Origin of the sequence: Streptococcus bovimastitidis (assembly GCF_001885095.1) — a bacterium.
Lineage (GTDB): Bacteria > Bacillota > Bacilli > Lactobacillales > Streptococcaceae > Streptococcus > Streptococcus bovimastitidis.
On the sequence record NZ_LZDD01000001.1, the window covers coordinates 744,142 to 767,009 of the forward strand.

At 32.8% G+C, this 22,868-nt stretch carries 25 protein-coding genes and 1 other annotated feature; of the genes, 1 reads left to right on the forward strand and 24 read right to left on the reverse strand.

Translation table 11 applies throughout. From position 1 onward, the window contains the following. Positions 1–94 precede the first annotated feature (94 nt). From rplT to A9Q68_RS03620, 5 genes are all read right to left on the reverse strand, one after another. Positions 95–454 carry a 50S ribosomal protein L20 gene (rplT, locus tag A9Q68_RS03600; protein ID WP_071793320.1) on the reverse strand — a complete coding sequence of 120 codons (360 nt, stop codon included), beginning with the start codon at positions 452–454 and terminating at the stop codon, positions 95–97. Positions 455–511: 57 nt separating this feature from the next. Continuing rightward, entirely contained in the window at positions 512–712 is a 201-nt protein-coding gene (gene rpmI, locus A9Q68_RS03605) for a 50S ribosomal protein L35 (RefSeq protein WP_003099936.1), read from the reverse strand. Between the two features lie 41 nt (positions 713–753). Next, the gene (gene infC, locus A9Q68_RS03610) at positions 754–1,284 is read right to left on the reverse strand and encodes a translation initiation factor IF-3 (RefSeq protein WP_071793723.1); all 531 of its coding nucleotides are present in this window, start codon (positions 1,282–1,284) and stop codon (positions 754–756) included. Positions 1,285–1,299: 15 nt separating this feature from the next. Beyond that, positions 1,300–1,422 (reverse strand) — a sequence feature (ribosomal protein L20 leader region). Between the two features lie 23 nt (positions 1,423–1,445). After that, positions 1,446–2,126: a (d)CMP kinase gene (gene cmk / locus A9Q68_RS03615; protein ID WP_071793321.1), complete on the reverse strand. Its 681-nt coding sequence runs from the start codon at positions 2,124–2,126 to the stop codon at positions 1,446–1,448. 20 nt (positions 2,127–2,146) lie between these two features. Continuing rightward, positions 2,147–2,650, reverse strand: a complete 504-nt coding sequence (locus A9Q68_RS03620) for an SAG1386/EF1546 family surface-associated protein (protein WP_071793322.1) — start codon at positions 2,648–2,650, stop codon at positions 2,147–2,149. A 46-nt stretch (positions 2,651–2,696) separates the two neighbouring features. Between A9Q68_RS03620 and A9Q68_RS03625 the strand changes: the two genes are divergently transcribed. Next, positions 2,697–2,894: a ferredoxin gene (locus A9Q68_RS03625; protein ID WP_071793323.1), complete on the forward strand. Its 198-nt coding sequence runs from the start codon at positions 2,697–2,699 to the stop codon at positions 2,892–2,894. On the opposite strand, the gene A9Q68_RS03630 is transcribed toward A9Q68_RS03625, so the two are convergent. From A9Q68_RS03630 to rpoD, 19 genes are all read right to left on the reverse strand, one after another. Further along, the gene (locus A9Q68_RS03630) at positions 2,881–3,369 is read right to left on the reverse strand and encodes an EbsA family protein (RefSeq protein ID WP_071793324.1); all 489 of its coding nucleotides are present in this window, start codon (positions 3,367–3,369) and stop codon (positions 2,881–2,883) included. The two genes, A9Q68_RS03625 and A9Q68_RS03630, sit on opposite strands and share 14 nt — an antisense overlap. A gap of 29 nt (positions 3,370–3,398) precedes the next feature. Continuing rightward, positions 3,399–4,622, reverse strand: coding sequence for a peptidase T (gene pepT, locus A9Q68_RS03635; protein ID WP_071793325.1), 1,224 nt, complete (start codon positions 4,620–4,622; stop codon positions 3,399–3,401). Positions 4,623–4,708: 86 nt separating this feature from the next. After that, a complete protein-coding gene (locus tag A9Q68_RS03640) occupies positions 4,709–6,577 on the reverse strand; it encodes an N-acetylmuramoyl-L-alanine amidase (RefSeq protein WP_071793326.1) in 1,869 nt (622 codons plus the stop codon). A 21-nt stretch (positions 6,578–6,598) separates the two neighbouring features. Continuing rightward, complete coding sequence (locus A9Q68_RS03645) at positions 6,599–7,735, reverse strand: glycosyltransferase family 4 protein (protein WP_071793327.1); 1,137 nt, start codon at positions 7,733–7,735, stop codon at positions 6,599–6,601. Positions 7,736–7,775: 40 nt separating this feature from the next. Beyond that, positions 7,776–9,179, reverse strand: a complete 1,404-nt coding sequence (locus A9Q68_RS03650) for an oligosaccharide flippase family protein (RefSeq protein WP_071793328.1) — start codon at positions 9,177–9,179, stop codon at positions 7,776–7,778. Between the two features lie 62 nt (positions 9,180–9,241). Beyond that, positions 9,242–10,582 carry a DUF2142 domain-containing protein gene (locus tag A9Q68_RS03655; RefSeq protein ID WP_071793329.1) on the reverse strand — a complete coding sequence of 447 codons (1,341 nt, stop codon included), beginning with the start codon at positions 10,580–10,582 and terminating at the stop codon, positions 9,242–9,244. A 51-nt stretch (positions 10,583–10,633) separates the two neighbouring features. Further along, a complete protein-coding gene (locus A9Q68_RS03660; RefSeq protein ID WP_071793330.1) occupies positions 10,634–11,650 on the reverse strand; it encodes an NAD-dependent epimerase/dehydratase family protein in 1,017 nt (338 codons plus the stop codon). Beyond that, a complete protein-coding gene (locus A9Q68_RS03665) occupies positions 11,647–12,357 on the reverse strand; it encodes an IspD/TarI family cytidylyltransferase (RefSeq protein WP_071793331.1) in 711 nt (236 codons plus the stop codon). The genes A9Q68_RS03660 and A9Q68_RS03665 overlap by 4 nt, the downstream gene beginning before the upstream one ends. Positions 12,358–12,370: 13 nt before the next feature. After that, a complete protein-coding gene (locus A9Q68_RS03670) occupies positions 12,371–13,312 on the reverse strand; it encodes a glycosyltransferase (protein WP_071793332.1) in 942 nt (313 codons plus the stop codon). A 20-nt stretch (positions 13,313–13,332) separates the two neighbouring features. After that, on the reverse strand, positions 13,333–14,151 hold the full coding sequence (locus tag A9Q68_RS03675) for a LicD family protein (protein ID WP_071793333.1): 819 nt from the start codon (positions 14,149–14,151) through the stop codon (positions 13,333–13,335). Between the two features lie 5 nt (positions 14,152–14,156). Then, positions 14,157–15,947, reverse strand: coding sequence for a hypothetical protein (locus A9Q68_RS03680; protein ID WP_071793334.1), 1,791 nt, complete (start codon positions 15,945–15,947; stop codon positions 14,157–14,159). Beyond that, the gene (locus A9Q68_RS03685) at positions 15,947–16,291 is read right to left on the reverse strand and encodes a DUF2304 domain-containing protein (protein ID WP_071793335.1); all 345 of its coding nucleotides are present in this window, start codon (positions 16,289–16,291) and stop codon (positions 15,947–15,949) included. The genes A9Q68_RS03680 and A9Q68_RS03685 overlap by 1 nt, the downstream gene beginning before the upstream one ends. After that, complete coding sequence (locus A9Q68_RS03690; RefSeq protein WP_071793336.1) at positions 16,291–17,016, reverse strand: glycosyltransferase family 2 protein; 726 nt, start codon at positions 17,014–17,016, stop codon at positions 16,291–16,293. Before A9Q68_RS03690 ends, A9Q68_RS03685 begins: the two co-directional genes overlap by 1 nt. 2 nt (positions 17,017–17,018) lie before the next feature. Further along, complete coding sequence (locus A9Q68_RS03695; RefSeq protein ID WP_071793337.1) at positions 17,019–17,960, reverse strand: glycosyltransferase family 2 protein; 942 nt, start codon at positions 17,958–17,960, stop codon at positions 17,019–17,021. Further along, positions 17,950–19,104 (reverse strand): beta 1-4 rhamnosyltransferase Cps2T, encoded by a 1,155-nt coding sequence (cps2T, locus tag A9Q68_RS03700; protein ID WP_071793338.1) that lies wholly within the window; start codon positions 19,102–19,104, stop codon positions 17,950–17,952. The genes A9Q68_RS03695 and cps2T overlap by 11 nt, the downstream gene beginning before the upstream one ends. A gap of 106 nt (positions 19,105–19,210) precedes the next feature. After that, positions 19,211–20,077 (reverse strand): dTDP-4-dehydrorhamnose reductase, encoded by an 867-nt coding sequence (rfbD, locus tag A9Q68_RS03705; RefSeq protein WP_071793339.1) that lies wholly within the window; start codon positions 20,075–20,077, stop codon positions 19,211–19,213. After that, positions 20,074–21,015, reverse strand: coding sequence for a glycosyltransferase family 2 protein (locus A9Q68_RS03710; protein WP_071793340.1), 942 nt, complete (start codon positions 21,013–21,015; stop codon positions 20,074–20,076). The genes rfbD and A9Q68_RS03710 overlap by 4 nt, the downstream gene beginning before the upstream one ends. Before the next feature lie 70 nt (positions 21,016–21,085). Then, a complete protein-coding gene (locus A9Q68_RS03715) occupies positions 21,086–21,424 on the reverse strand; it encodes a metal-sulfur cluster assembly factor (protein WP_071793341.1) in 339 nt (112 codons plus the stop codon). A 332-nt stretch (positions 21,425–21,756) separates the two neighbouring features. After that, positions 21,757–22,866 (reverse strand): RNA polymerase sigma factor RpoD, encoded by a 1,110-nt coding sequence (gene rpoD / locus A9Q68_RS03720; protein ID WP_071793342.1) that lies wholly within the window; start codon positions 22,864–22,866, stop codon positions 21,757–21,759. Positions 22,867–22,868 lie beyond the last annotated feature (2 nt).

Below are 22,868 nucleotides of genomic sequence, written 5' to 3' on the forward strand. Positions count from 1 at the left end.
AAAAGACGCTTTCTTTAATGAGAGCGTCTTTTTTCTGAACAAATTTTTCATAAGCGAAAGAAAAAAACTAGTCACCAGGACTAGTTTTTAAATATTATTTACCTAATTTAGCTTTCGCTGCGTCAGCAAGAGCAGTAAAGCCAGCTGCATCAGTAACTGCTAAATCAGCAAGCATTTTACGGTTAACTTCAATTTCAGCAAGTTTTAAACCATGCATTAATTGTGAGTATGATAAACCATTCATGCGAGCTGCCGCATTGATACGTGTGATCCATAATTTACGGAAATCACGTTTCTTTTGACGACGGTCACGGTATGCATAGTAATAAGAATTCATTACTTGTTCTTTTGCAGTACGGAACAAGATATGTTTTGCTCCATAGTAACCTTTTGCTAATTTTAAAATACGTTTACGACGTTTACGTGAAACAACTCCACCTTTAACACGAGCCATTTATAATTCCTCCAAATAGTTCTAATAATTCTAGTAAATGCTTATCTTTAGGGTCTCTTATTTAAGACCAGTAAGCATTGCTTTAATACGTTTGAAATCTCCGCTACTTACCATAGTAGCTTTACGAAGATGACGACGTTGTTTTTTAGTTTTTCCGTGGAAACGGTGTGATGTAAAAGCACGGAAGCGTTTCAAACCACCAGAACCTGTACGTTTAAAACGTTTAGCTGATGCGCGGTGTGTTTTTTGTTTTGGCATTTTTGTATTCTCCTCTAGTAAATCTTAAAATCTTTTGACAATTATTTTTTGTCGGAAATTGGTGCAAGTTGCATAAACATTTGGCGTCCATCCATTTTTGCTCTTTGCTCAATGATAGCGATATCTTGAGTAGCTTCAGCAAATTCAGCTAGAACCTTTGCACCAATCTCTTTATGAGTAATCATACGCCCTTTGAAGCGAATCGAAACTTTTACCTTATTTCCTTTTTCAAGGAATTTACGGCCGTTACGGAGTTTTGTTTCAAAGTCACCCTTATCTATAACGGGACTTAAACGCACTTCCTTAACAGTAACAACACTTTGTTTTTTGCGTTGTTCTTTTTGTTTCTTTTGAAACTCAAATTTGAACTTTCCATAGTCCATGATTTTGGCTACTGGAGGAACAGCTTGTGGCTGGATTAAAACCAAATCAACATTAGAAGAATCAGCAAGTGCTTGTGCTTCAGATAATGGTTTAATTCCTAATTGTTCACCTTCTAGACCGACTAGACGAACTTCGCGAACACGAATTTCATCATTAATGAATAGATCCTTTTTAGCTATGACCTTCACCTCTTTATTTTTTTTAGAGAAAAACGAAAGCGGACTTGATAAATCAAGCCCACTCACATAATATCCTATTGGAATTTATCATGTTGGGCCAGACAACCTAAGTCGCAAGGCGAGAAGCTCTCACTTCTACTTTTCTCATTACTATTATCTTACCACAGTCATTAGACCATGTCAATCATTTTTTCTGCTTTTTCTTGAATAAATGCTACAACTCCAGGAATATCGATTCCAGTTGTATCAAAAATGATAGCATCTTCCGCAGCTTTTAATGGTGATACCTTGCGGTTACTATCTTTGAAATCACGAGCAGCAATTTCTTCTTTCAGGGTTTCTAAATCACTTGAAATCCCTTTTTCAATATTTTCTTTATAACGTCTTTGAGCTCGCTCGTCTACAGAAGCAATTAAAAAGATTTTTAATTCTGCATCTGGTAAAACAACTGTTCCAATATCACGACCATCCATGATAATTGCTCCATTTTGGGCAATTCGTCTTTGTTGAGCCACTAATTCTTCTCGAATCTCAGCGATAGCGGATACCCAAGAGACATTGTTAGTCACATCGTTTTGGCGGATAGCTAAGGTTACATCCTGATCACCTAAAAAAACAAGTTGACTTCCATCATCAGACTTTTTAAAAGAAATTGGGTTTTTAGATAATTCATTTAAAATGGCATCAACATTTTTATCAGTAAATTTATGTGTTAATGCAATATAGGTCGCACAACGGTACATAGCACCTGTGTCCAAATAAGTAAAGCCAAGATTTTTTGCTATAATCTTGGCTACTGTACTTTTACCACTTGATGCTGGACCGTCGATAGCAATTCTAATAGCTTTCATTATGTCCTCTTATTTATTAATTATTTAATGATGACAGCGTCTCCAGGATTAGCATACCAGTATCCCTGAGTCATGTGATCAGGATTTAAGGCCTGAAGTTGTTCAACACTTATGCCTGCTCTAGCTGCAATAGCTGCAACTCCTTCTCCTTGAAGGACAACAATTGTTTCTCCAGTTTTTGCATCTGAACTTGAACTTGTCTCAGTAGATGATTCAGTTATTTTGTCACTGGATGACTCATCTGAACTATCCTTTTTAACAGAAGATTTTGCTGCTTTTGATGCCTTGGCAGCTTCTTTTGACTTAGATACTGAGGCTCCATAGAAACCACTGGTCTCCGTTTGCTTATCTCCACCACTGTTTGATGTATAGAAAAAAATAAATAATATACCAACAATGATTACGAAGAAAACACTTAAAAGAGCAGTTAACCAAGGTGTGCTTAGTAGTGGCCCTCTAGACTTACGTGATCTTGTTTCCTTGTCTTCATTCACAATCTTTTCTTCCCATGGTTCATTAGCCATGATTTTCCCCCTTGTTAAATAACCGAAATCATATTAAAATGATACTATGAAAGTATCGATAATACCAGAAAAATGTATTGCTTGTGGTCTATGCCAGACCTATTCATCACTCTTTGACTATCAAGACGACGGCATTGTTAAATTTGCTGACTCAAATCTCTTAGAAAAAGAGATTTCTCAACAAGATCAACAAGCTATCCTTGCAGTCAAATCATGTCCCACAAAGGCTCTTACAATAAAGTAAGGGTCTTTTTCTCATCCTTGTAATGCTCAAAATAATCTAAATTTATTAGATTATCAACTAAGACAACTTCTCCCTCAAAGTAGGGATTTATTGCTAAAGCATCTAAGAAATATTTCTTAGGCCATTTGCGCATATAGAAGAGATAATTTTTATCGTTAGTACAAATTGTCACACTCGATTTAGTCACTTCAACTTTGTTGATGCTCGAAATTGCAAGCTTACGAGGTCCCAAAAGTCTAAATGAAACTATTTTTAAAATACCACCTTCTTCAATTAAGAAGTAACGATGCAATCCAATTCCTACTAATACGATAAATAAGAAGAATAAGATAAAGACGCGTCTAGGAATATTTGTATTTTCATATAGCAAGGACAAACCAATAAAAATAGGAGCAATAGCAATTGACCAATAGATAATAGACCAAGATAATTCTGGTTGCCAATGGTATCTTATTTTTCCAAATAATTTAATCATTTGTTATAGCCCCCTTTGAAAATTCATCATTACGATTTTTGAACAATTCCAAGAATAACTTGAATTGCTTTTTCCATCGTTTCAAGGCTAACAAATTCATACCGGCCATGCATATTTTCACCACCAGCAAAAATATTTGGTGTCGGAATACCCATGAAGGAGATTTTAGAACCATCAGTACCTCCGCGAACCGGTTCGATAATTGGTTTGATATCTAAGTCTTCCATCACTTCTTTAGCCAATTCAATTGGCGTCATATCTTTTTCAATAACTTTACGCATGTTGTAATATTGATCATATAAATGTACTTGTACACGTTCTGTTCCAAGTTCAGCATTCATTTTATCAGCAATTTCTTGTACTTTTGCTTTTCTTGCTTGGAAAGAGTCATCTTGGAAATCACGAATAATGTAAGTACTTGTTGCTTCTTCAACATTTCCTGATATTTCATCAAGCATATAGAAACCATCATAACCATCAGTGTACTCAGGACGTTCTTCCTTAGGTAATTGATTATGGAAGTCTACGGCTAATTGCAAAGCGTTAACCATTTGCCCTTTGGCAGTACCAGGGTGCACGTTTCGTCCTAAGAATTTCAAATCTAAACCAGCTGCGCTGAATGTTTCAAATTGTAATTCACCTAAAGGACCACCATCGACAGTGTAAGCAAAATCAACATTGAAGTCCTCAACATCAAATTTATCAGCACCAACACCGATTTCTTCATCTGGACCAAATGCAACACGAATCTCACAATGTTCAATTTCTGGATTTGCTACTAGAAACTCAATTGCTGTCATAATTTCAGCAATACCAGATTTGTCATCTGAGCCGAGTAGGGTTGTTCCATCCGTCGTTATCAAGGTTTGACCAAGATAATTATTCATATTAGGAAACTCATCAGGTAGTAGGGAGTAGCCTGAAGTTCCTAAGACGATTTCGCCACCTTGATAATTCTCAATGATTTGAGGATTGACATTATTAGCATTAAAATCAGCTGTATCAATGTGGGAAATAAAACCAACTTTACGCGTTAGATGGCTAGCATTCGCAGGCAATGTTCCGATGATATAACCATTTTCAGCAATATAATGAACATCTTGTAATCCAATAGCTTCCATTTCTGGTTTTAGAATGTTTAAAGCAAAATCAACTTGACTTTGTGTACTTGGAGTTGTTTCACTAGCAGGATTACTACGAGTGTTAACTTTAACATACTTCAAAAAACGTTCTAAGAGTGCGTTGTCTAACATAATCCACCTCAATATATAATATACCTTCATTATAGCACAAAAAAACTCAAAAATCGTTAGGACAAATAGATTTTTGAGCTAGAATTTTAGGCTTGATATTGTTTGTAATAAGACAAAATACCACTGAAAATACCGTTGGCTAGTTTTTCTTGGTAAGTTGCAGAATTAATATTCTGGAACTCAGTCGGGTTTGACATATACCCTAATTCTAATAGCACAGCTGGTGCTGTAGTTTCTCTTAAAACTGAGAAAGTATTTCGTAATACACCATTGTCTTTAGCGCCAGTATTCCCAACAGTAGCCGATTGAATAGCTTGAGCTAAGGTGTTACTTCGACTGAGACGATCCGGATCTAAGTGCCAATCTGCATTTATCTTTGGTTGATACTCTGGATAATACTCATAATAATAGGTTTCAATACCGTTTGCCGTACTACTTGTAGAAGCATTAAAATGAATTGAGATAAAAAGGTCCGCTAAAGTCTGATTAGCACTCTGAGAGCGTGGAAGCAAGTCAACGAAAGAATCATCGGTCCTCGTTGTAACTACTTTATAACCGGCTGCTTCAAGTTTAGTTTTGAGGCGCGTTTGCATTTGCAAATTCAATGTTTTTTCGGATTGGTTAAAGTATGCTGCACCAGGATCATAGCCACCATGACCAGCATCAAGATAGATGACTTTATTAACGACCGCATAATTACCTTGAGAAGCAGAAAGACCAACAGGTTTTGTTACTTTCTCAACTAACACAATTTCAATTGCTTCAACGCGTTTTGATTGACCAGTTGTTCCAGCAATAGCATTATCATAAACCCAGTTTTGCCATCCAATATCTTGAACATGAACACGATATTTAACACTATATTTTTGGGCTAAGACTCCAGTTAATTGAAGTTGTAATGCTTCGATTCGTCGTGATTGTCCACTTGTACCTGTCATACTACCACTTTGAACATATTTTTGCCAACCAATACCTTGAACATGACTTCGATATTGGAGATTACCAAATTCTTTAGATGATAAATTTACAACCAAACCTTCAATTCTCTTTGATTGACCAGTTGTTCCTGCTAACTGGCCTTCAGAAACCAAGGGTTGCCAACCAATATCTTGAACATGAGTTTTATAAGTTAAGCTAGGTTTCACAACTTGAATAAATGACTTACTAAGATCAAAGTTAACTGCCGCACCTTTAGCTATTAAAAAGACTTCATAGGCTTCCATTTGTTTGGATAAACCTATACTACCTGCAAAAGCACCATTCTTAGCCCAGCCAAGCCAACCATATGATGCAATATGCGTGCGGTAATAGATGTCATATTTAAGTGCTAAATCACCAGTCAGATTAATTTGAATCGCTTCTATTGCCTTAGCTTTACCAGTCGTCCCACTAATTTGCCCATTAGATACAGCTGTTTGCCAACCGATATTGATAACTGAACTGTTATAGGTTATTGAACCTGTGTAGGGAGTTGATATATTAATCTTGATAGCTTCGAGCCGTTTTGATTGACCAGTTGTACCACTGACTAAACCATCAGTTACTGGCACCTGCCAGCCAATATCCTGCACATGTCCTGAATAGGATAATACACTGTCTTGCACTACTGAAGTTTTTACCGCTGTCTGATGAACTTCCTTAACTAGAGTTATCGAATCTGCAGACGAAGCAGGCTCCGCTCCTTGATTAACAACTGATTCTTCTTGAAGTTCTTGAGTAGACACAATAACATTTGGATTCGTAGTCTGTGATTCTGTAACTGGAGTTGTTGATACTACTTGTTCACTAATAGCAGTTTGCATATTAGGCTGATTGATCGTAACCGAACTAACTACACTATCAGTGGCTATTGGTCTGCTAATATCGTTCGCATGGATTATTCCAGCATTCAAGAGATTAACTAAAGTAATGCCCGCTAGTAAATAAAACTTTTTTGAGCTATAGTTTTTTTTCATTTTCTATCTCCACTACTCCTTTTAATGACCAAATAAGACCGATTCAAGTTTTTTTGCAGTAACCGACCAAACAAAGGATGATTGAATTTGTTCTTGAATGTTTTTTTGTAGGTTAGCTCTTCTAGAATGATCTTCAACAAGCGATACCAAAGCAGTTCTTAAGGACTCTTCATTTTCTTCAATGATGATACCTAATCGGTCATTGGTAATGACTTCTGTCGTACCACCACGATCCGTTGCAATGACTGCCGTACCTAATAATCCTGCTTCTAAAATTGAAGTCGGCAAGCCTTCTGGGTACATAGATGGATAAACAAAAATATCAGACTGTGCCATCAATGACATGGTTTCTTGAAAATTCAACTTACCTAAAAAATGGATATTGGCATTTTGATTATTCGACATTAATTCCTCAAGCAAGGGGCCATCACCTGCAATTTGCAAGTGAATATTTGCCGGAAAATCTGCTTTCTCAAAAGCTTGAACCAGCATAGCGACACCCTTCTCCTTGAGAATTCGACCAGCATATGTTATATATAATTCTTGCTCTTTTTTAGGTAAATAGCTTGCGCCCTGAAACTGCTGAGCTAAATCATCCGGAACAGAATTATAGATAACCCCACTAGATTTAATGGAAAAATGCTTAAGCCAATTCGAACTCCGTTCGGACACTGCAAAAAATTGAGGATGATAAGATTTAACACGACCAGTCAAGAGATGCTCATAGATAGCACCAAAAACATCTAATATCTTGTTATTTACTGTAAAATGACTACTACCATGGTCAAGGACAATACTTGGAAGTCCTTTACTTTTAGCATACTTTAAACCCATTAAAGTTGTCAATTGAAAACGGGTATTACAGATGACATAGTCAGCTTGCTCAGATAAAAGTTTTTGATATAAATCCTCATACTCTTGGTTCTTATCTAAGAACGGATAACGCTGTTTAAATTGTTTTTTCGACGGGAAACGATAAATTTTACGACCATTATCTATCTCAAAATTTGGCAATTGATCATGATTGGTGGTTACAATAATAATATTGTAACCCAATTTAAGGAGTTCATTGGTTAATTTATCCGTGTAACGCTCAATTCCACCTAAGAAGGGGAGAAAATAACCAGAGAAAAATAATATTGTTTTTTTATCTGCCATTGCTATCAACTTTCATATTTTATTTCATTAATTCAAAATATTAACGCTTAATTATTTTTACAACTGGCGCTTTCAACACAACTAGAATTAGAATATAAGTAGATGAACCGATAATAGTTAAAATTCCATAATTAATAATATTATCAGCTAATTTCAAGTCTAAAAAATACATTAATGGAGTAGAAATCAATGCCGCAAGAAAATATTTTAGAATTCCTCCAAAAATTTCCGAAGGTGAAAATACATCTCTTAAAGAATACACTTGGTAAAATGAAACCATAAATTCTGTGAGCACTGAAGATAAAATAGCCCCCATCGCCCCCATTCCTGGAATTAATACAATATTTGCAATAATATTAACAATAAGGCCAAAAACAGCTGATAAAGTATATGATCTAGTCCTATGTGAAGCTAATAAATATTGACCTCCAAAAGCATTTCCATATGAAATAAGTAACACCATAATTGATTGAACCGCCATTAAAGGACCCACAGCACTAAAATCTTTGCCAAAAAAGAAAATAGCAAATGAGGAAGATACTGCTACAGTTCCAGAAATCATTAAAAATGAGATTGCATTGCTTATTTCTAATAGTTTCAATGTTAAAATTTTTGCCTCTTCAAATTTTTTTTCAGCGAACAGACTAGATAACCTTGGTAAAAATACTCCTCCAATAGCAGTTACTATAGTAAATAAAACTCTAATTAATTTATCTGACTGATCAAAATATCCAGCAGAATGAACAGAATCCATAAGACCTAACATACTTTTATTAAGAGATAAGTAAATTTGCATAGTAATTTGTGGTAGGAATAAATATAATGCTGGTTTCAAATGTCTAAAAACATTTAATTCTTTTATTGAAAGGTAGTTGATTTCATTTTTTAAGAATGGCCAAACTGTTAAATTACCAAGAAACATTGAAAATGCAATTAAAAAAATATATAATCCTAAGTCTGATTTATCTTTTATCAAAATAAATGTAAGGGCAACTGTAGTTAATTTAACAACTGCATTTCTTACAACAATTTTTTTGAAATCTTCGACACCAATAAAGTACCATGATATATCAATCATGGTAGCTATCAAATTAATTCCTTGTAATAAATATAATATTTGCCATTCCTTTACGAAGGAAATAAAAATCAGGTATACAAGCAAAGAAATTGTTGCTGAAAAGAATTTAAGATATACTAGCTCCCAAAATACTTTACTTCTTTTTTCCTTGTCTTTTTGAAATGATGCAATTTCCCTATTACCATACAAATTAATACCTAAAGCCCCTGCCAAAGTAAAGTAATTTGCAATAGATAAAGTAAAAGCATTAATACCCACTCCTTCAGGGGTAAGGACTCTGGAAATATATGGTATTGTTATTAAAGGCAATATTAATGATAATAATTGGAATGAAGTATTATAAATCATATTTTTGACTAATTTCAAAATTTCACCTCGTATTTTATAAAATACATTATTTTATCAAACTTCATTTAAACTCCTCTAAATTATCTTTTTAAATCAATAATAGTGTTGAAAATTACCATCAAGTTAGTAAGAATAGAAGAGATTACAACACTAAAAGTCAAATAGTAACTTTTTTTCAAAATAAGCTTGTTACCAATTCCAGCAACAAAAATTAACAATAGTAAAAGTGTTGGAGTGAAATATCTCCCTTGAACACCTTTAATATATGAAGTACCATCAGCCCCATAACTTAATTGAATGTAGTATACACCTAGCATTCCAATTATAAATAAAAACAAGGCGAAAATACTTAGTGATAAATTTATAACAAATTTTTCTTCACTAAGTAAAACAATTACTAATAATACTATCCATAAAGCTGTAACCCATGAAGGCATATTACTATACCCTGGGTATGGTTCTGCAAGCCATGAATTCAAAGTGAAACTATTTTTATAGTCAAAAACTATTGTCATAAAATACCTTTGTAACACAATTTTTATTCCTCCTTGTGGAATGCAAATTACGTAAAGAAATACTAAAAACAAGCTTAAACCACTTAATAAAAAAAATAGTTTACGACTTTTTATAAAATACAGAATATCAAGTATTATTTTTCTATACTTCAACGTGTATGTATTTTTCGATTCAAATAATGTGAAAAATAGAATTAAAATTATTATCCAATAATTTTGTTTAGATGCAATTATTAAGAAAATTATGGATGATATTAATGATTTAATAGGTAGTTCTTTATTTGGTTCTGCAAGAATATTAATGTTTAACATTAAAAAAACTGAAACTGCTAAAATACTAGCCGCATCATAAGATAAACTTGCAATTAAATTCATCACTACTGGACTTAAAAATATAGTTGCAAAGACTAATTTCCCGTATTTCAACTTCTTAATTACAAGAAACAAAGCTATTACATAAATGAATGAAGAAAAAATTCGCCCACAGGTTATCATAATACCTAATGAAGGATAGATTAGTCGTCCAATAAATATTCCTATAGCTGGCACAACATGTCCAAAAAAAACATAATTATGATATGAAAACCTAATATTTCTAGGAACAATGGATGAATTAATAATTTTAGCTTTATTCAAGTAATATTTTTCAAAATGTGTTCCATTTTGATAAGATTCTTTCTGATCACTCATACCCGTCACTACATGATCCACGCCGTATCTCGAAGTATCTACAGATGAATTTACTATTCTACTTGAAACTGCAAAATGATACTGTCCATCTGGCTCATTAAATAATGGCATAGATAAGCTTAAAGTAATTGTAATTAGTAACCCGAATATTAAAAAAAGATTTTCAATTTTATATTTATCAAATTCTATTTTTACTTTTTCAATTAATTGAAACATGAATTCTCCATTTTAAAAATTTCTTTTGTAAGTTAATTTGATAATACATTATCAAATTAAGATACTAAATAAATTATCAATCGCATTTTCCATATTAAATGATTCCGTCCATCCCAATTTTTTTAATTTTGAATTAGATAATAAAGAATTTACAATTTGTGAACCACCTTTGGTATCTGAAATATCAAATTGTAAATTCACACCAGCTTTATCTGCTAATATTTGTGCAAACTCTCTCAATTGTACATTTCCAAAGTCCGATGAAATATTATATGCTTCACCATTTTTTCCGTCAAGCATAACCTCAAGCATTGCAGTAACACAATCGAAAACATAGGTATAAGAGCGTTTTTGAACTCCTTCAGACCGTAATATTATATTTTCTTTTGATAAACAAGACTTAATGAATTCAACATCGGCTCTTGTATTTGATTCTGAAAACCTTGGACCAAAAATATAAGCCGGACGTACTATTACCGCATTTACTTTAAACTCTTTAATATATGAACATATTAAAGTTTCAGCTAATCTTTTACTTTCTGAATAACATGATCTAGGGGAGAGTATATCAATTTTTCCATAGTTCTCTTCTAAATGAGAATCAAAATTTCGGTCCAATTCTCCATATACTTCTGAACTAGAGACAAATAATAATCTAGCTCCAGTTTCATGAGATAATTTCAACACATTTTCAGTTCCTCTAACTGTAATCATTATTGTTTCAACAGGAAATTGATCATAAGCTTTAGGATGAGCATTGCTTGCAATATGGAAAATATAATCTAGGTCGCTATCAATACTTATTAAATCCTCAACGCTTTGATTTAATACAATTACATTAGAATTTGAAAAAAATTTTTGAGAAATAAACTTTGACCTGACTAAGGCATAAATTAAAATATTAGCGTTATATTTATCATTTAAAAATTGAAAAAAATCTAATAAAGTACCACCAATTAGTCCGTTTGCTCCTGTAATCAAAATCTTTTTATTGTAAAATTTATTGTATTGATTTTTATTAATTTTTTCTAAAGTATTAATATAATTTTTTTCATCAAAATCTCTCACCGGATAAAATCGTCCTTTCTAGTTGTAAGAAGTGCTTTAAAAATTAATAAATCATCAACAGTTGTAATTTTCAAATTTGTTTCAGCACCTTTAGAAAAATATACTTTTTTTCCAAGTTCATGCATTAAGGCACAAGTTGCTGCAGTATTACTGATACCTTTTTTTGAAGCTTCGAGATGTGCAGAAATAACATCTTTAACAGGATAAATATGAGGTGTTTGAGTTCGATATAAAATCTCTCTTGGCACAGAATCTTCTGCAATTAAGGCATCATGACTTGTAAATACTGCTTCTACGGTAGGTATTGCTGCTACAGCAGAACCATATTGATTAAAAGTTGCAACTGCACTTGAAATTATTTCTGATGTAACGAGTGGTCGGTTTCCATCATGAATCAAAACTGTAGAATCTTCAGAAGCAAACTTTACAATTGATTTGATCCCATTTGCTATTGATTCTTGACCAGTGCTTCCACCAACAACAATATCTTTCAGTTTGGTGATGTTAAATTGTTTAGCATATGCTCTAACAACTTCGACCCAAGATTCTAGTGTAACAATAACTATTCCATCAATATTTGGATCTTTCTCAAAAACTTCCATTGTGTAAATAATTATAGGTTTATTATTTACATGAAGAAATTGTTTAGGTATGTCTTGACCCATTCTAGTACCAGTACCGGCTGCTGTTAGTAGTGCTGTAATCATTTTTTTCTCCTTTTTATTTTTTAAATATGAAAATAATGTCTTTAAAATAATTTCCTACTCCATTATAAAGTTTAAAATTGAAAATCATCTGTATAACAGTTTTAACAATATTTCTATCTTCAGCATTTTTAATTCTCTCTTTATAGAAAGAAACAAACTTAGAAATCTTTTGTGTATCTGGATGATTTAATTCATTTAAGACATTGAAAATAACATCATAGTAAATGTACATATTATTAAGTACAGAAATATGTTCTGAATTAGAACTTTTTATGTTTAATAAATTTCCACTTGCATTGTTATCATGTCTAACATGCAATACAACTGGGACATTAAAATTATAGCCATTACCGATAATACCAGATAAACCTGAAAATAGATTATCATGTGTAGTTCCAATATTTTGTTTATAGTTTCTTGCAACTAAATCTAAGAAAGGCTTTCTGATGCACATAACAAGTCCTGGTCTATAACTAACATAGTTTAGTGAATATGGATATTTTGAAAGTTTATTTTTATCACTATCACTAAATTTAAAAACATTTGGCATAAACGCTTCATTAGAAATACTTTTCACTTCAATATCAGACGATAAAACATCAATATTTTCATTTTTTTCCATTATATCAGTTTGTATCTCATTTTTATTCAAAAACCACTCATCATCTTGATCTGAAATAAATACATAATCTACATCATAAGATGAAACGTCTAGCATTAGCTGTCTAAAGTTTAATCTCCAACCTAAATTTTTTTCATTTTTTTTAATAGTCCAACCTATTAACTGATATTTCTCAATATATTTTTTTACAATATCTACTGTGTTGTCAAAAGACCCATCGTCTCTAATTAATACAAAAGTAGGTTGTAATGTTTGTCTTCTTATTGAGTCAAGTTGAATTTCTATATTTTCCGAACCATTATATGTAGCCATTAATACTGCTGATTTTATCAAAATATCCTCCTATGATTTTATTATTTCCAGTACCATGTGTAATAACTGTGATTTTCCCGCTTATCTTCAGGAGGTAACTCCATATAGAATTTGCCATAAAGCTGATTCAAATAAGCATGATCATTTTTTATTTTTCTTACAGTTAAGTTTTCAAATGGCGTATCTTCATATTCTGAAAATAATTCGACAGGAAAATGTTCTTTTAATCGGTAGCGTGAATCTGTATATCCAATATATGGAACATTTTGTTCATTGTATGTTCTCATAATTTGATCCAATACTTGAGCTTGTTTTTTTGCTTGGCCATGATACTTTAGAAAACGAGGCAATCCTAAAACTAATCTAGCAAAAGCATATAACTTACGGGACCCACTAGCATAATTAGGATAAGTGGTACACATGAGATTTGCTGCCGCATTATGAACTTTTTTAAAGAACTTTTCTCGATCCTCAGCAGTCTCTGGTAATTTGTCCATAGGGAAAATATCAATAAAAATTCCAGTCCATGGGTGAATCCGGTCTGTTTTGCTTTGATACATTGATTTTGTATGATAGAGTTTGGCGAAAGGCCAAAGATTAGGCTCTACAGAGTGATGTAAGAGTTTATAATCAGCATCTTCTTGTCTAGCCAATAGCTTCATCAATTTTTCATACTCACTTCTTTTAAGCATTAAATCAATATCGTCATCCCAAGGGATAAAGCCTTGGTGACGGATTGAACCTAAGAGACTTCCGCCTGCTAACGAATAGTTGATATTATTTTCCTTTGCCAAAGTATCAATATAAGAAAGCATCTCTAATTGAACTTTCCTAATTTCTGCAACCGTCATTTTTTTCATATTTTTCACTTTTCATTTGATTTATTTTTAGGATTTATCAGTAAAAACACTGTAAATAAATAAATAAATAAAACTATTAACAATCCCAGTGCTAATAGTATGTAGGGATTGACTGGCGTATTTATTTTTTTATTTTTCTTGTTTAATGGTATCGCATTATATTCATTTTGGCCATATTCAAAATCTAAAATCTGTCCATTAATTTCATAGTTTAAATATTGTGCATAACTTTTACTATTTATATTAGCAATAAAATCAATTCGCTCACTTCTTAATTCATAACCTTTAGGAACTTTAGTTTGAAGCAAAAAATATTTATAATTGCTTGATAATCCTTCAATCGTAAATAAGGATTTTGATATTTTTCTTTGTTCCTTAATATTATAATCCCAAATTTTTTTATTAAGTTCAAATTTTTGAGTCAATCCATCCATCGTATACCTGGATCCACCCCTAATTTGAAAATAATTATTTCTATTTCTTAAATATTTTTTAATAAAATGTTTACTAAAATCATTTGTATTTTTAGTTGGACTCCATTTCGGCTTTCCATATTTTGAACCAGAATAGATACCTATTTGATTATTCTCATCAATACGACCTAAAATATAATTTCCACCATAATATAATTTATTACTATTAGAATTAAACATCGCAAAATTAACCTTATAACTAGTTAAATAAGGTGTAAAATAATATTTTTGTCCATCACTAACTAATATTCCTTGTTTATATCTTGAGTTTTCTATATTTAGTTTTTCTTGTGATTTATTCAAATTATTAGCATCTAAATTTCTCTGAGCCTTAATTTGGTAATTTGTATTAGAAACAACATGACCTTTAATAATCAGAAATTTTTTATCAATATTTTTAAAATCAAAATTATATCTATAAATTGACTGAAACTTACTTAACTCTTTTTCAATAACTTGCTTCTGTTCTTCGGCTGTATTTTCACTACTATTATAATAAATGATATTATTACTAAATTCTAATTCTGTATCATTTTCAAGCAACCCATTTTTTCCGATTTTGTACGGAGAAAAATTTAATTCTTTTTCGTAAGGTAAATTTACAGAATCAATAACAAAATTCGGAGAAATATCTACTCGTAATTTAGTTTTATTGCTAATTGGAATATGATATTCAACGGTTTCTCCATAATCAACAGATAATTTTTTTTTCGATTTTTTATCATTTGTTTTAATAAAAATTCCACTAGAAAAATCTGTATTTCCTAATGATATTTTTTGATTACTATTAATATTTTTAATCTCAAAGTCTTTAGTATCAATTGATGATACAAATAAAGTAAGGCCCCCTTCTATCTTTCCAATTGTATTTCCTTCTTTATTAGTAAATTTATACTTAGTGTTTTCAGGGTTTGACAAAGTTATTTGTGGACCAAAATCATTAATAAAATCCAAATAATCAAGATTCGTTTTGTAGAGTTCCGAAATAATATCCTTTGCTTCACTGTAACTTGTTTTGAGATTTTTTCCGAATTTTAATTTATTGTTTAAAAACACTTTCTCATTTTCAACTCTGTAATTACTCTTTAACTTTGAAACTGAAAAATGTTTAAAGTCAGACTCTTTAAAATCACCTTTCATCAACTTATTTTTTGCATTTTCATAATTCTTTGCAATAATTTGAATACTATAAATTGGATTGTTATTATAACTATAGTTTACTTCAATATCATATTGCTTTTTTTCATCAGCAAAGACACAATTTGACTCAATATTTGTAAAAACAAAGAATACTGATAACACAACTAATAAAACTCGTCTCATTAATCTTTATCCTCAATTTCTTTTTTTAACAAGGAAACTTCTTGTATCAGTTTTTTGATTTGCTCTTCTTTTCGAGTAGAACTTTGGGTATCAAAAATCTCCAAGACAAACAAGAAAAGGACAGCCATAAACAAAAGAAAGTTCATAGTTAAAGCAAATCCTGCTCGATGTGCTACGATGGAGACAACTTGTGGAAAAACACTGATAAAGACAAGTGAAAAACCAACAAATAGCCAAGGGGTAGCTCTTCTTACTGAAAAAGAATGTTTATTGACCATGCGAATAATAGCATATAAAATTATTAGGGCCAAAATAAACATTTCGATTTGTAGAAATAAACTCATTAATCTTGCTCCTTCATAAATCCAGCAATCAGAATTGAAATTAGCACATCAATCATATAAGTCACTGATTTGAAAGCTCTAATACTTGAGACGCCTTCTAAACGTTCAAACATGTTGGCTGGCATTTCTTTTACTCTAAGCCCTTTTTTCAAAAGTCGGACGATTGATTCCGGCTCAGGATAAGCCACTGGGTAGCGTTGAGCAAAATAAGCAATGACTTTCTTATTTCCTGCACGATAACCACTAGTGGTATCGTAAATTTTTTTGCCAGTTGTCAGTTTAATTGCTATGGAAATTAAATTAATTCCTAATCGACGCATAAAAGTTGATTGGAAATTCTCAATCGATTTATCAACAAAACGGGAGCCTATGACAAAATCAACCTCATCATCTAAAACCGGTTTTACGACCTCAGCGATACTATTAATATCATGTTGACCATCCCCATCAAATTGGACAGCGATGTCATAATTTTGTCTTAAGGCATAAATATAGCCTGTTTGAACACCACCACCAATTCCTAAATTTTGAATTAAGTCGATATGCTGTAGTTGCTTTTGATCCAAAATTTGAGCTGTTGAATCTGTTGAGCCATCATTAATAACAATATAGTCCAATTGAAATGAAAGATCGTGTTGCTCACGAAAAGCAACAATTTTTGCAACTGTCTTTTCGATACTACCCTCTTCATTATAGGCTGGAATAATTAATAGAACTTTTTTCATTTTTATCTCGCATTATATAGATTTGTAAGCAATAATAGTCTAAAAACAATAATATGTTTCCATTGATTCTTTGTGTACTTATATTTTATGATACGACGAAGTCGCTCAGGAAAAGCTTTTTGATCAATGTCAATATAGTGAAGTAGGACTTCTCTGTCTTTAGGAGCTAAATTATCACTTTCTGTTTCAAGAATTTTTTGGGCTTGCTGCTGTGATTCATGGATTAACTTCCAATAGCGTGTAAAAATATGACGAGGGCCTTCTCGCAAAATTTTAAAGCGTTTATCAAGTGTTCTAGCCCCCAAAACATTGTTACTGTGCTGACGATATAATTCACCTGGTATATCAATATAAATCAATTTTCCAAGACTTGAAGCTATCAAGGCTAAGTACCAGTCATGCATGATAATGCCATCAGGTGATTTCCATTTTTCTGCCAAGGCATGATTGATCAACATGACTCCACCCGTAACAGTGTTCTCAGAAAGTTCCTGAATCATTTTTGTATTGGCATGTCCTGACTGAGAACGAATCATGCTTTCATTGATGACATTCAAGTTTTGATCCACCACTTTTAGGTCCATATAAACAGCCAATGGTATTTCCTGATCATGCTTTTGACCCTCTTGCAATTGAATGGCCAACTTATCTGGTAACCATACGTCATCTTGATCACTAAATAAATAGTAGTCAGCTTCTTCATGTTTTAAGAGTGTGAAGAAATTTTTGATGACACCGAAATTAACACGATTATTAGCATTGATAAAACGAATCCGACTATCTTTAGCCACAAACTCTTGGATGATTTCCGGTGTGTGATCAGTCGAACCATCATCCCTGATTAAGAGTGTCCAGTCTGTAACTGTTTGTTTTTGAATGCTTTCAATCTGTTCTGCTAGGAACTTTTCACCGTTGTAGGTGGACATTAAAATGTTAATTTTCATTTAAAAATAAGGCCTCATATTCACTAACAATTTTGTCCCAAGTGTATTCTTTCTGGATAATCTCCTTGGCTTGCCGACCTAAATCATCATAGTTGTGGCGACCATCAACACTTTCAATTAACTGAGCCAGCACCTTATCATCTTTGGTCCAATACAAAGCGCCAGTTTTTGCCACCGACTTATTAAAATCAACATTGAAGACCAAATTTAGATTTGTATGGGCCAATGCTTCTAGTAGCCCAGGATTGGTTCCTCCGACCTCGTGTCCATGGATGTAGGCGAAGGCATTTTCACGAATGTAGGTTAATAACTGACGATCATACTGGGTACCTACAAACTTGACCCGTTGATCCTTTTCAAAGTGTGTAGTTGATTTCAAGGCCTCAAAGAATCCATTACCTTCATGGTTGCAAATCACGACCAAATCACGCTCTGTCTGTGAAGCCATAAATTCTTTGATAATAGTCTCATAGTTGTTCTCAGGAACAAAGCGACCAATGACTAAATAATAATTTTTCTCACTGATTTGAAACTGATTGAAATAGTCACGAACCTTGTCTTCTTCAAAAGTTAAAGTAGATGGTTCTGTATCAGTTCCATAAGCAATAAATTTAGTCTTAGCCCATGGATAGGCTTCCTTAATGTAGGTTTCAATTCCTAAATTATCTGAAATGACTAAATCAGCTTTTTTGGTCATTTGCTTTTCAGCATATTTCAAATACCATTGAACTGGCTTAGACCATTTACTGCGTTTCCATTCGAGGCCATCAGGATTGATGAAAAACTGACCGGTATGCTTTTTAATTTTTTTTGCAAAAGATCCGATAAAGGCACCAATAGTGTTACCAAGAATGTAAAAAATGGGATTTTTAATATTTTGACGATCACATAGTTTCAGAGCATAGTTAATGGCCATCATGTCATAAGCGATGACTCGTGCAGGGCCAATCTTTGGTGGATTAAGGTAAAAACAATCGATTCCTTTGAAATCAAAGTGTTCTTTATGTTTTGAATCACTGAGACAGGCAACGTGATAACGGATGTCTCCACTTTTTTGATGACTGATTAGCTCTTCGACAAAAGTTTCAAAGCCACCATATTTTGCCGGTAATCCTCGACTACCAATGATAAATACATCCTGCATTCACAATGCCCCATTCTAAAATATAATCAATAAATATTATAGCATAAATAGTGACTTTTTACGAGATTTTACCATGAAAAAATGAGCTCTGCCACTAGGGCAAAGCTCATTCTTCAGCTTGTTTTTTGATTTCTTGTTGATAAAATTCATGTAAAGCATCTTGCCACATTGGAATCTTAAATCCAGTTGCTTTTGCCTTATCTAAATTCATGGTTGAATTAAGTGGACGCTTAGCTTTTGCCGGAAAGGCAGAAGAATCAACAGGAACTACTTCCACGTCAGTATCTTTTAAGATTTCCTTGGCAAAATCATACCAGCTGGTATCTTCTTTGGAATCATTTGAGAGATGATAATAACCAAATTCCTTATTGTTTTCAGCTAAATAACACATAAATTCAGCAAGGGTACGAGTCCATGTCGGACGACCAAACTGGTCATTAACTACTGTAAGTTTGGGATGACTTTTTGCAAGATTTTGCATAGTGAAAACAAAGTTTTTGCCGTAATTACCAAATACCCATGCAGTTCTAATAATATAGAATTTTTCAGCATATTTTTCTACTGCTTCTTCACCAAGTCGTTTAGTGCGACCATATTCTGTTTTAGGATCTGGAACATCTGTTTCAAACCACTCTTGACCTACTGTTTTTGTCCCGTCAAAAACATAGTCAGTTGAAATATAAACTAATGTAGCATTATATTTTTGACAAGCTTTTGCGATATTTACTGTACCATCAACGTTGATTGCTTGGTTTAATTCTTTGCCTTCATCTTCTGCAGCATCAACTGCCGTATAGGCTGCGCAGTGGTAAACCAATGTCGGTTTCACTTGTGAAAAGACTTGGTCAACCATTTCAGCATTTGTAATATCCATTTCAACAACATCTACTGCTACATATTCTTCATTACGCTCATCTAATAAATAACGTAATTCTGTTCCAAGCTGTCCATTACTACCAGTAATTAATATCATATTTTCTCCTTATTCAGCAATTCTTGCAAGATATTCTTGGGCATTTTATATTTGAACAACAATAAAAAGTTTAATGCAATTGTCTCAATTAATGATTTTCGCCTAAGTTTTAGTTCCATCAATGTTTTTAATCTATTGAAAAAGTTCATTTTAGGAATACTTACAAAGCTTTTTAAAAAACCTTTATGGTATTTATCCATATATTTTTCATAGTCATCCAATACAAGTTGACTACGAACAAATGACATTTCCATCATTTTCCAAAAAGTTTCAATACCAAATCCTCTACCATAATTAGAAATTGACTCTGAAGACGATAATCTTCTCCAAAGGATCGTAGATTTAGGAATATAAATGACATTACCTATGGTATATGCTATTAGAGCAACAAATGAATCATGTGCACCCCATTTACGATAATTCCATATTTTAACCAATTTATCATTAAGCATCATTGACATTCCATTAATTTGATTAAATGAAATTTGTTCATTAATTGTTGTTTTTGGAAATACTTCTTTTAAAAGATTCAAGTTTTCATCAACTGTTGTCCAACCAGAATAAACAAGTTCAGGTTTTTCAGTTTCAAAATTTGTTTTTGATAAAAACAATTCAATTTTGTTTTTTTTCCAAATATCATCTTGATCACAAAAAAAATAATAATCAGCTTTTTTATATTTCACCAATTCAAAAAAAGATCTGTGACTACCTAAGTTTTCAATCTGCCCACAATTAATAAACTCAAATTTTGAATTTTTCTCGCAATAATCTTTAATCAGATCGATTGTTCCATCAGTTGAACCATCATCTCTAATTAAACACTCCCAATTTTGATAAGTCTGATATTTAATACTGTCTAACTGCTCAATTAAATACTTTGCTCCATTATAAGTTGCAATACAAATGTTAACTTTTGGATTTAAAGCATGTTCATTCATAAAAAATCCTTCCTATTTTCCTCATTATTTTACAACAAAAAAGGGAATATTTCATCCCTTTAGTTTGTTTTTATCGAATTCCTAAAGCAATTCGTGCATAACGACTCATTTTATCTACAGTCCAAGCTGGATACCAAACCAATTTCACTTCTGAACTTGTTACTTCTGGAACATCTTTTAAGACATCATAAATTTGATCAGTCAGTAAATCAGCTAAAGGACAACCCATTGTTGTTAAAGTCATATCGATTTCGGTATGACCAGAGTCCGAAAAACGGATTTCATAAATCAGACCTAGATTAACAATATCTATACCAAGCTCTGGGTCAATGACCATTTCGAGTGCTTCGAGAATACGGTCTTTAATTTTACCTACTTCTTCTTCACTATATTTTTGATTTTCTGACATCTAAACATCCTTCATTATTTATGGTAAAGCTCAAAGACCATTTGGCCTTTGAGCTTAAATCTCTTTTAATATTAACTACTTTTTCTATCAATTCTAATAACAGTCTTGAATTTAATCGACTGCATTATAAGTGGCTATTTCTCGTTTCTTTCTCGACCTTAAAAATGCCCACAAATTCCGTACACTTTCTAGTTTCAAGGTGTACCGCTGAGATGTGCCACTTGGAAACAGTCAGCTTTCCAATCTCTTGGCTGACCGCTAAAACCCTCAGCCTGGATTTTGGGCTCGTTTCCAATTTCAAGCTCGCCGTTAAAAATGCCCACTGGGCATTTTTAATCCTCTATAAAATCTCTTAATTGTTTGCTTCTGCTTGGGTGGCGGAGTTTGCGTAGGGCTTTAGCTTCAATTTGACGGATACGTTCTCTAGTGACATTAAATACTTTACCAACATCTTCTAAAGTACGCATTTTGCCATCATCAAGTCCAAAACGTAATCTTAAAACATTCTCTTCACGGTCTGTTAGGGTATCTAATACTTCATCAAGTTGTTCGCGAAGGACAACACGAGTTGTGTAATCAACTGGATTTTCAATCACTTCATCTTCGATGAAATCGCCTAGATGGCTATCATCTTCTTCACCAATTGGTGTTTCAAGTGACACAGGTTCTTGAGCAATTTTAAGAATTTCACGAACTTTCTCTGGTGTCATTTCCATACGTTCAGCGATTTGTTCTGGTGACGGGTCTTGTCCTAATTCCTGCAAAAGATTACGTTGTTCTCGGACAAGTTTATTAATCGTTTCAACCATGTGAACCGGAATCCTAATGGTACGGGCCTGGTCAGCGATAGCACGTGTGATAGCTTGACGTATCCACCATGTTGCGTAAGTTGAGAATTTGAATCCTTTCGAGTAGTCAAATTTGTCAACGGCTTTCATCAATCCCATATTACCTTCTTGAATCAAATCAAGGAACTGCATACCACGACCTACGTAACGTTTAGCAATAGATACAACTAATCGTAAGTTAGCTTCAGCAAGTCTTTGTTTAGCATCAACATCGCCTTCTGCTACTGCAATGGCTAGTTCTTTTTCTTCTTCACTTGTGAGAAGAGGAACGACACCAATTTCTTTCAAATACATCCGAACAGGATCGTTCACTTTAGCTGAATTGCTTCCGATTAATTGTTCGTCAGTTAGTTCTTCTGGTTTTGGTTCTTCAACAATATATTTTGAGGATGGATTTCCTTCTTTATCAGTAATTGAAATACCACCATCAGTTAAGCGTTCTAAAAGATCATCAATTTGATCTGCATCTAATACAAAAGGAATAACAAGTTTTTCTGTTACTTCATCATCAACTGCAGTACCTTCTTTTTTGTGGTTACGAATGAATTCTGCAACTTGAACATTAAAAGTTGTTATATCGTTTTCTTTAGCCATAT

Bases quoted from the DNA above. Each gene is read 5' to 3' on its own strand.
- rplT (WP_071793320.1), bottom strand. From the start codon at position 454: ATGGCTCGTGTTAAAGGTGGAGTTGTTTCACGTAAACGTCGTAAACGT.
- rpmI (WP_003099936.1), bottom strand. From the start codon at position 712: ATGCCAAAACAAAAAACACACCGCGCATCAGCTAAACGTTTTAAACGT.
- cmk (WP_071793321.1), bottom strand. From the start codon at position 2,126: ATGAAAGCTATTAGAATTGCTATCGACGGTCCAGCATCAAGTGGTAAA.
- A9Q68_RS03620 (WP_071793322.1), bottom strand. From the start codon at position 2,650: ATGGCTAATGAACCATGGGAAGAAAAGATTGTGAATGAAGACAAGGAA.
- A9Q68_RS03625 (WP_071793323.1), top strand. From the start codon at position 2,697: ATGAAAGTATCGATAATACCAGAAAAATGTATTGCTTGTGGTCTATGC.
- A9Q68_RS03630 (WP_071793324.1), bottom strand. From the start codon at position 3,369: ATGATTAAATTATTTGGAAAAATAAGATACCATTGGCAACCAGAATTA.
- pepT (WP_071793325.1), bottom strand. From the start codon at position 4,622: ATGTTAGACAACGCACTCTTAGAACGTTTTTTGAAGTATGTTAAAGTT.
- A9Q68_RS03640 (WP_071793326.1), bottom strand. From the start codon at position 6,577: ATGAAAAAAAACTATAGCTCAAAAAAGTTTTATTTACTAGCGGGCATT.
- A9Q68_RS03645 (WP_071793327.1), bottom strand. From the start codon at position 7,735: ATGGCAGATAAAAAAACAATATTATTTTTCTCTGGTTATTTTCTCCCC.
- A9Q68_RS03655 (WP_071793329.1), bottom strand. From the start codon at position 10,582: ATGTTTCAATTAATTGAAAAAGTAAAAATAGAATTTGATAAATATAAA.
- A9Q68_RS03665 (WP_071793331.1), bottom strand. From the start codon at position 12,357: ATGATTACAGCACTACTAACAGCAGCCGGTACTGGTACTAGAATGGGT.
- A9Q68_RS03675 (WP_071793333.1), bottom strand. From the start codon at position 14,151: ATGAAAAAAATGACGGTTGCAGAAATTAGGAAAGTTCAATTAGAGATG.
- A9Q68_RS03680 (WP_071793334.1), bottom strand. From the start codon at position 15,947: ATGAGACGAGTTTTATTAGTTGTGTTATCAGTATTCTTTGTTTTTACA.
- A9Q68_RS03685 (WP_071793335.1), bottom strand. From the start codon at position 16,291: ATGAGTTTATTTCTACAAATCGAAATGTTTATTTTGGCCCTAATAATT.
- A9Q68_RS03690 (WP_071793336.1), bottom strand. From the start codon at position 17,016: ATGAAAAAAGTTCTATTAATTATTCCAGCCTATAATGAAGAGGGTAGT.
- A9Q68_RS03695 (WP_071793337.1), bottom strand. From the start codon at position 17,960: ATGAAAATTAACATTTTAATGTCCACCTACAACGGTGAAAAGTTCCTA.
- cps2T (WP_071793338.1), bottom strand. From the start codon at position 19,104: ATGCAGGATGTATTTATCATTGGTAGTCGAGGATTACCGGCAAAATAT.
- rfbD (WP_071793339.1), bottom strand. From the start codon at position 20,077: ATGATATTAATTACTGGTAGTAATGGACAGCTTGGAACAGAATTACGT.
- A9Q68_RS03710 (WP_071793340.1), bottom strand. From the start codon at position 21,015: ATGAATGAACATGCTTTAAATCCAAAAGTTAACATTTGTATTGCAACT.
- A9Q68_RS03715 (WP_071793341.1), bottom strand. From the start codon at position 21,424: ATGTCAGAAAATCAAAAATATAGTGAAGAAGAAGTAGGTAAAATTAAA.
- rpoD (WP_071793342.1), bottom strand. From the start codon at position 22,866: ATGGCTAAAGAAAACGATATAACAACTTTTAATGTTCAAGTTGCAGAA.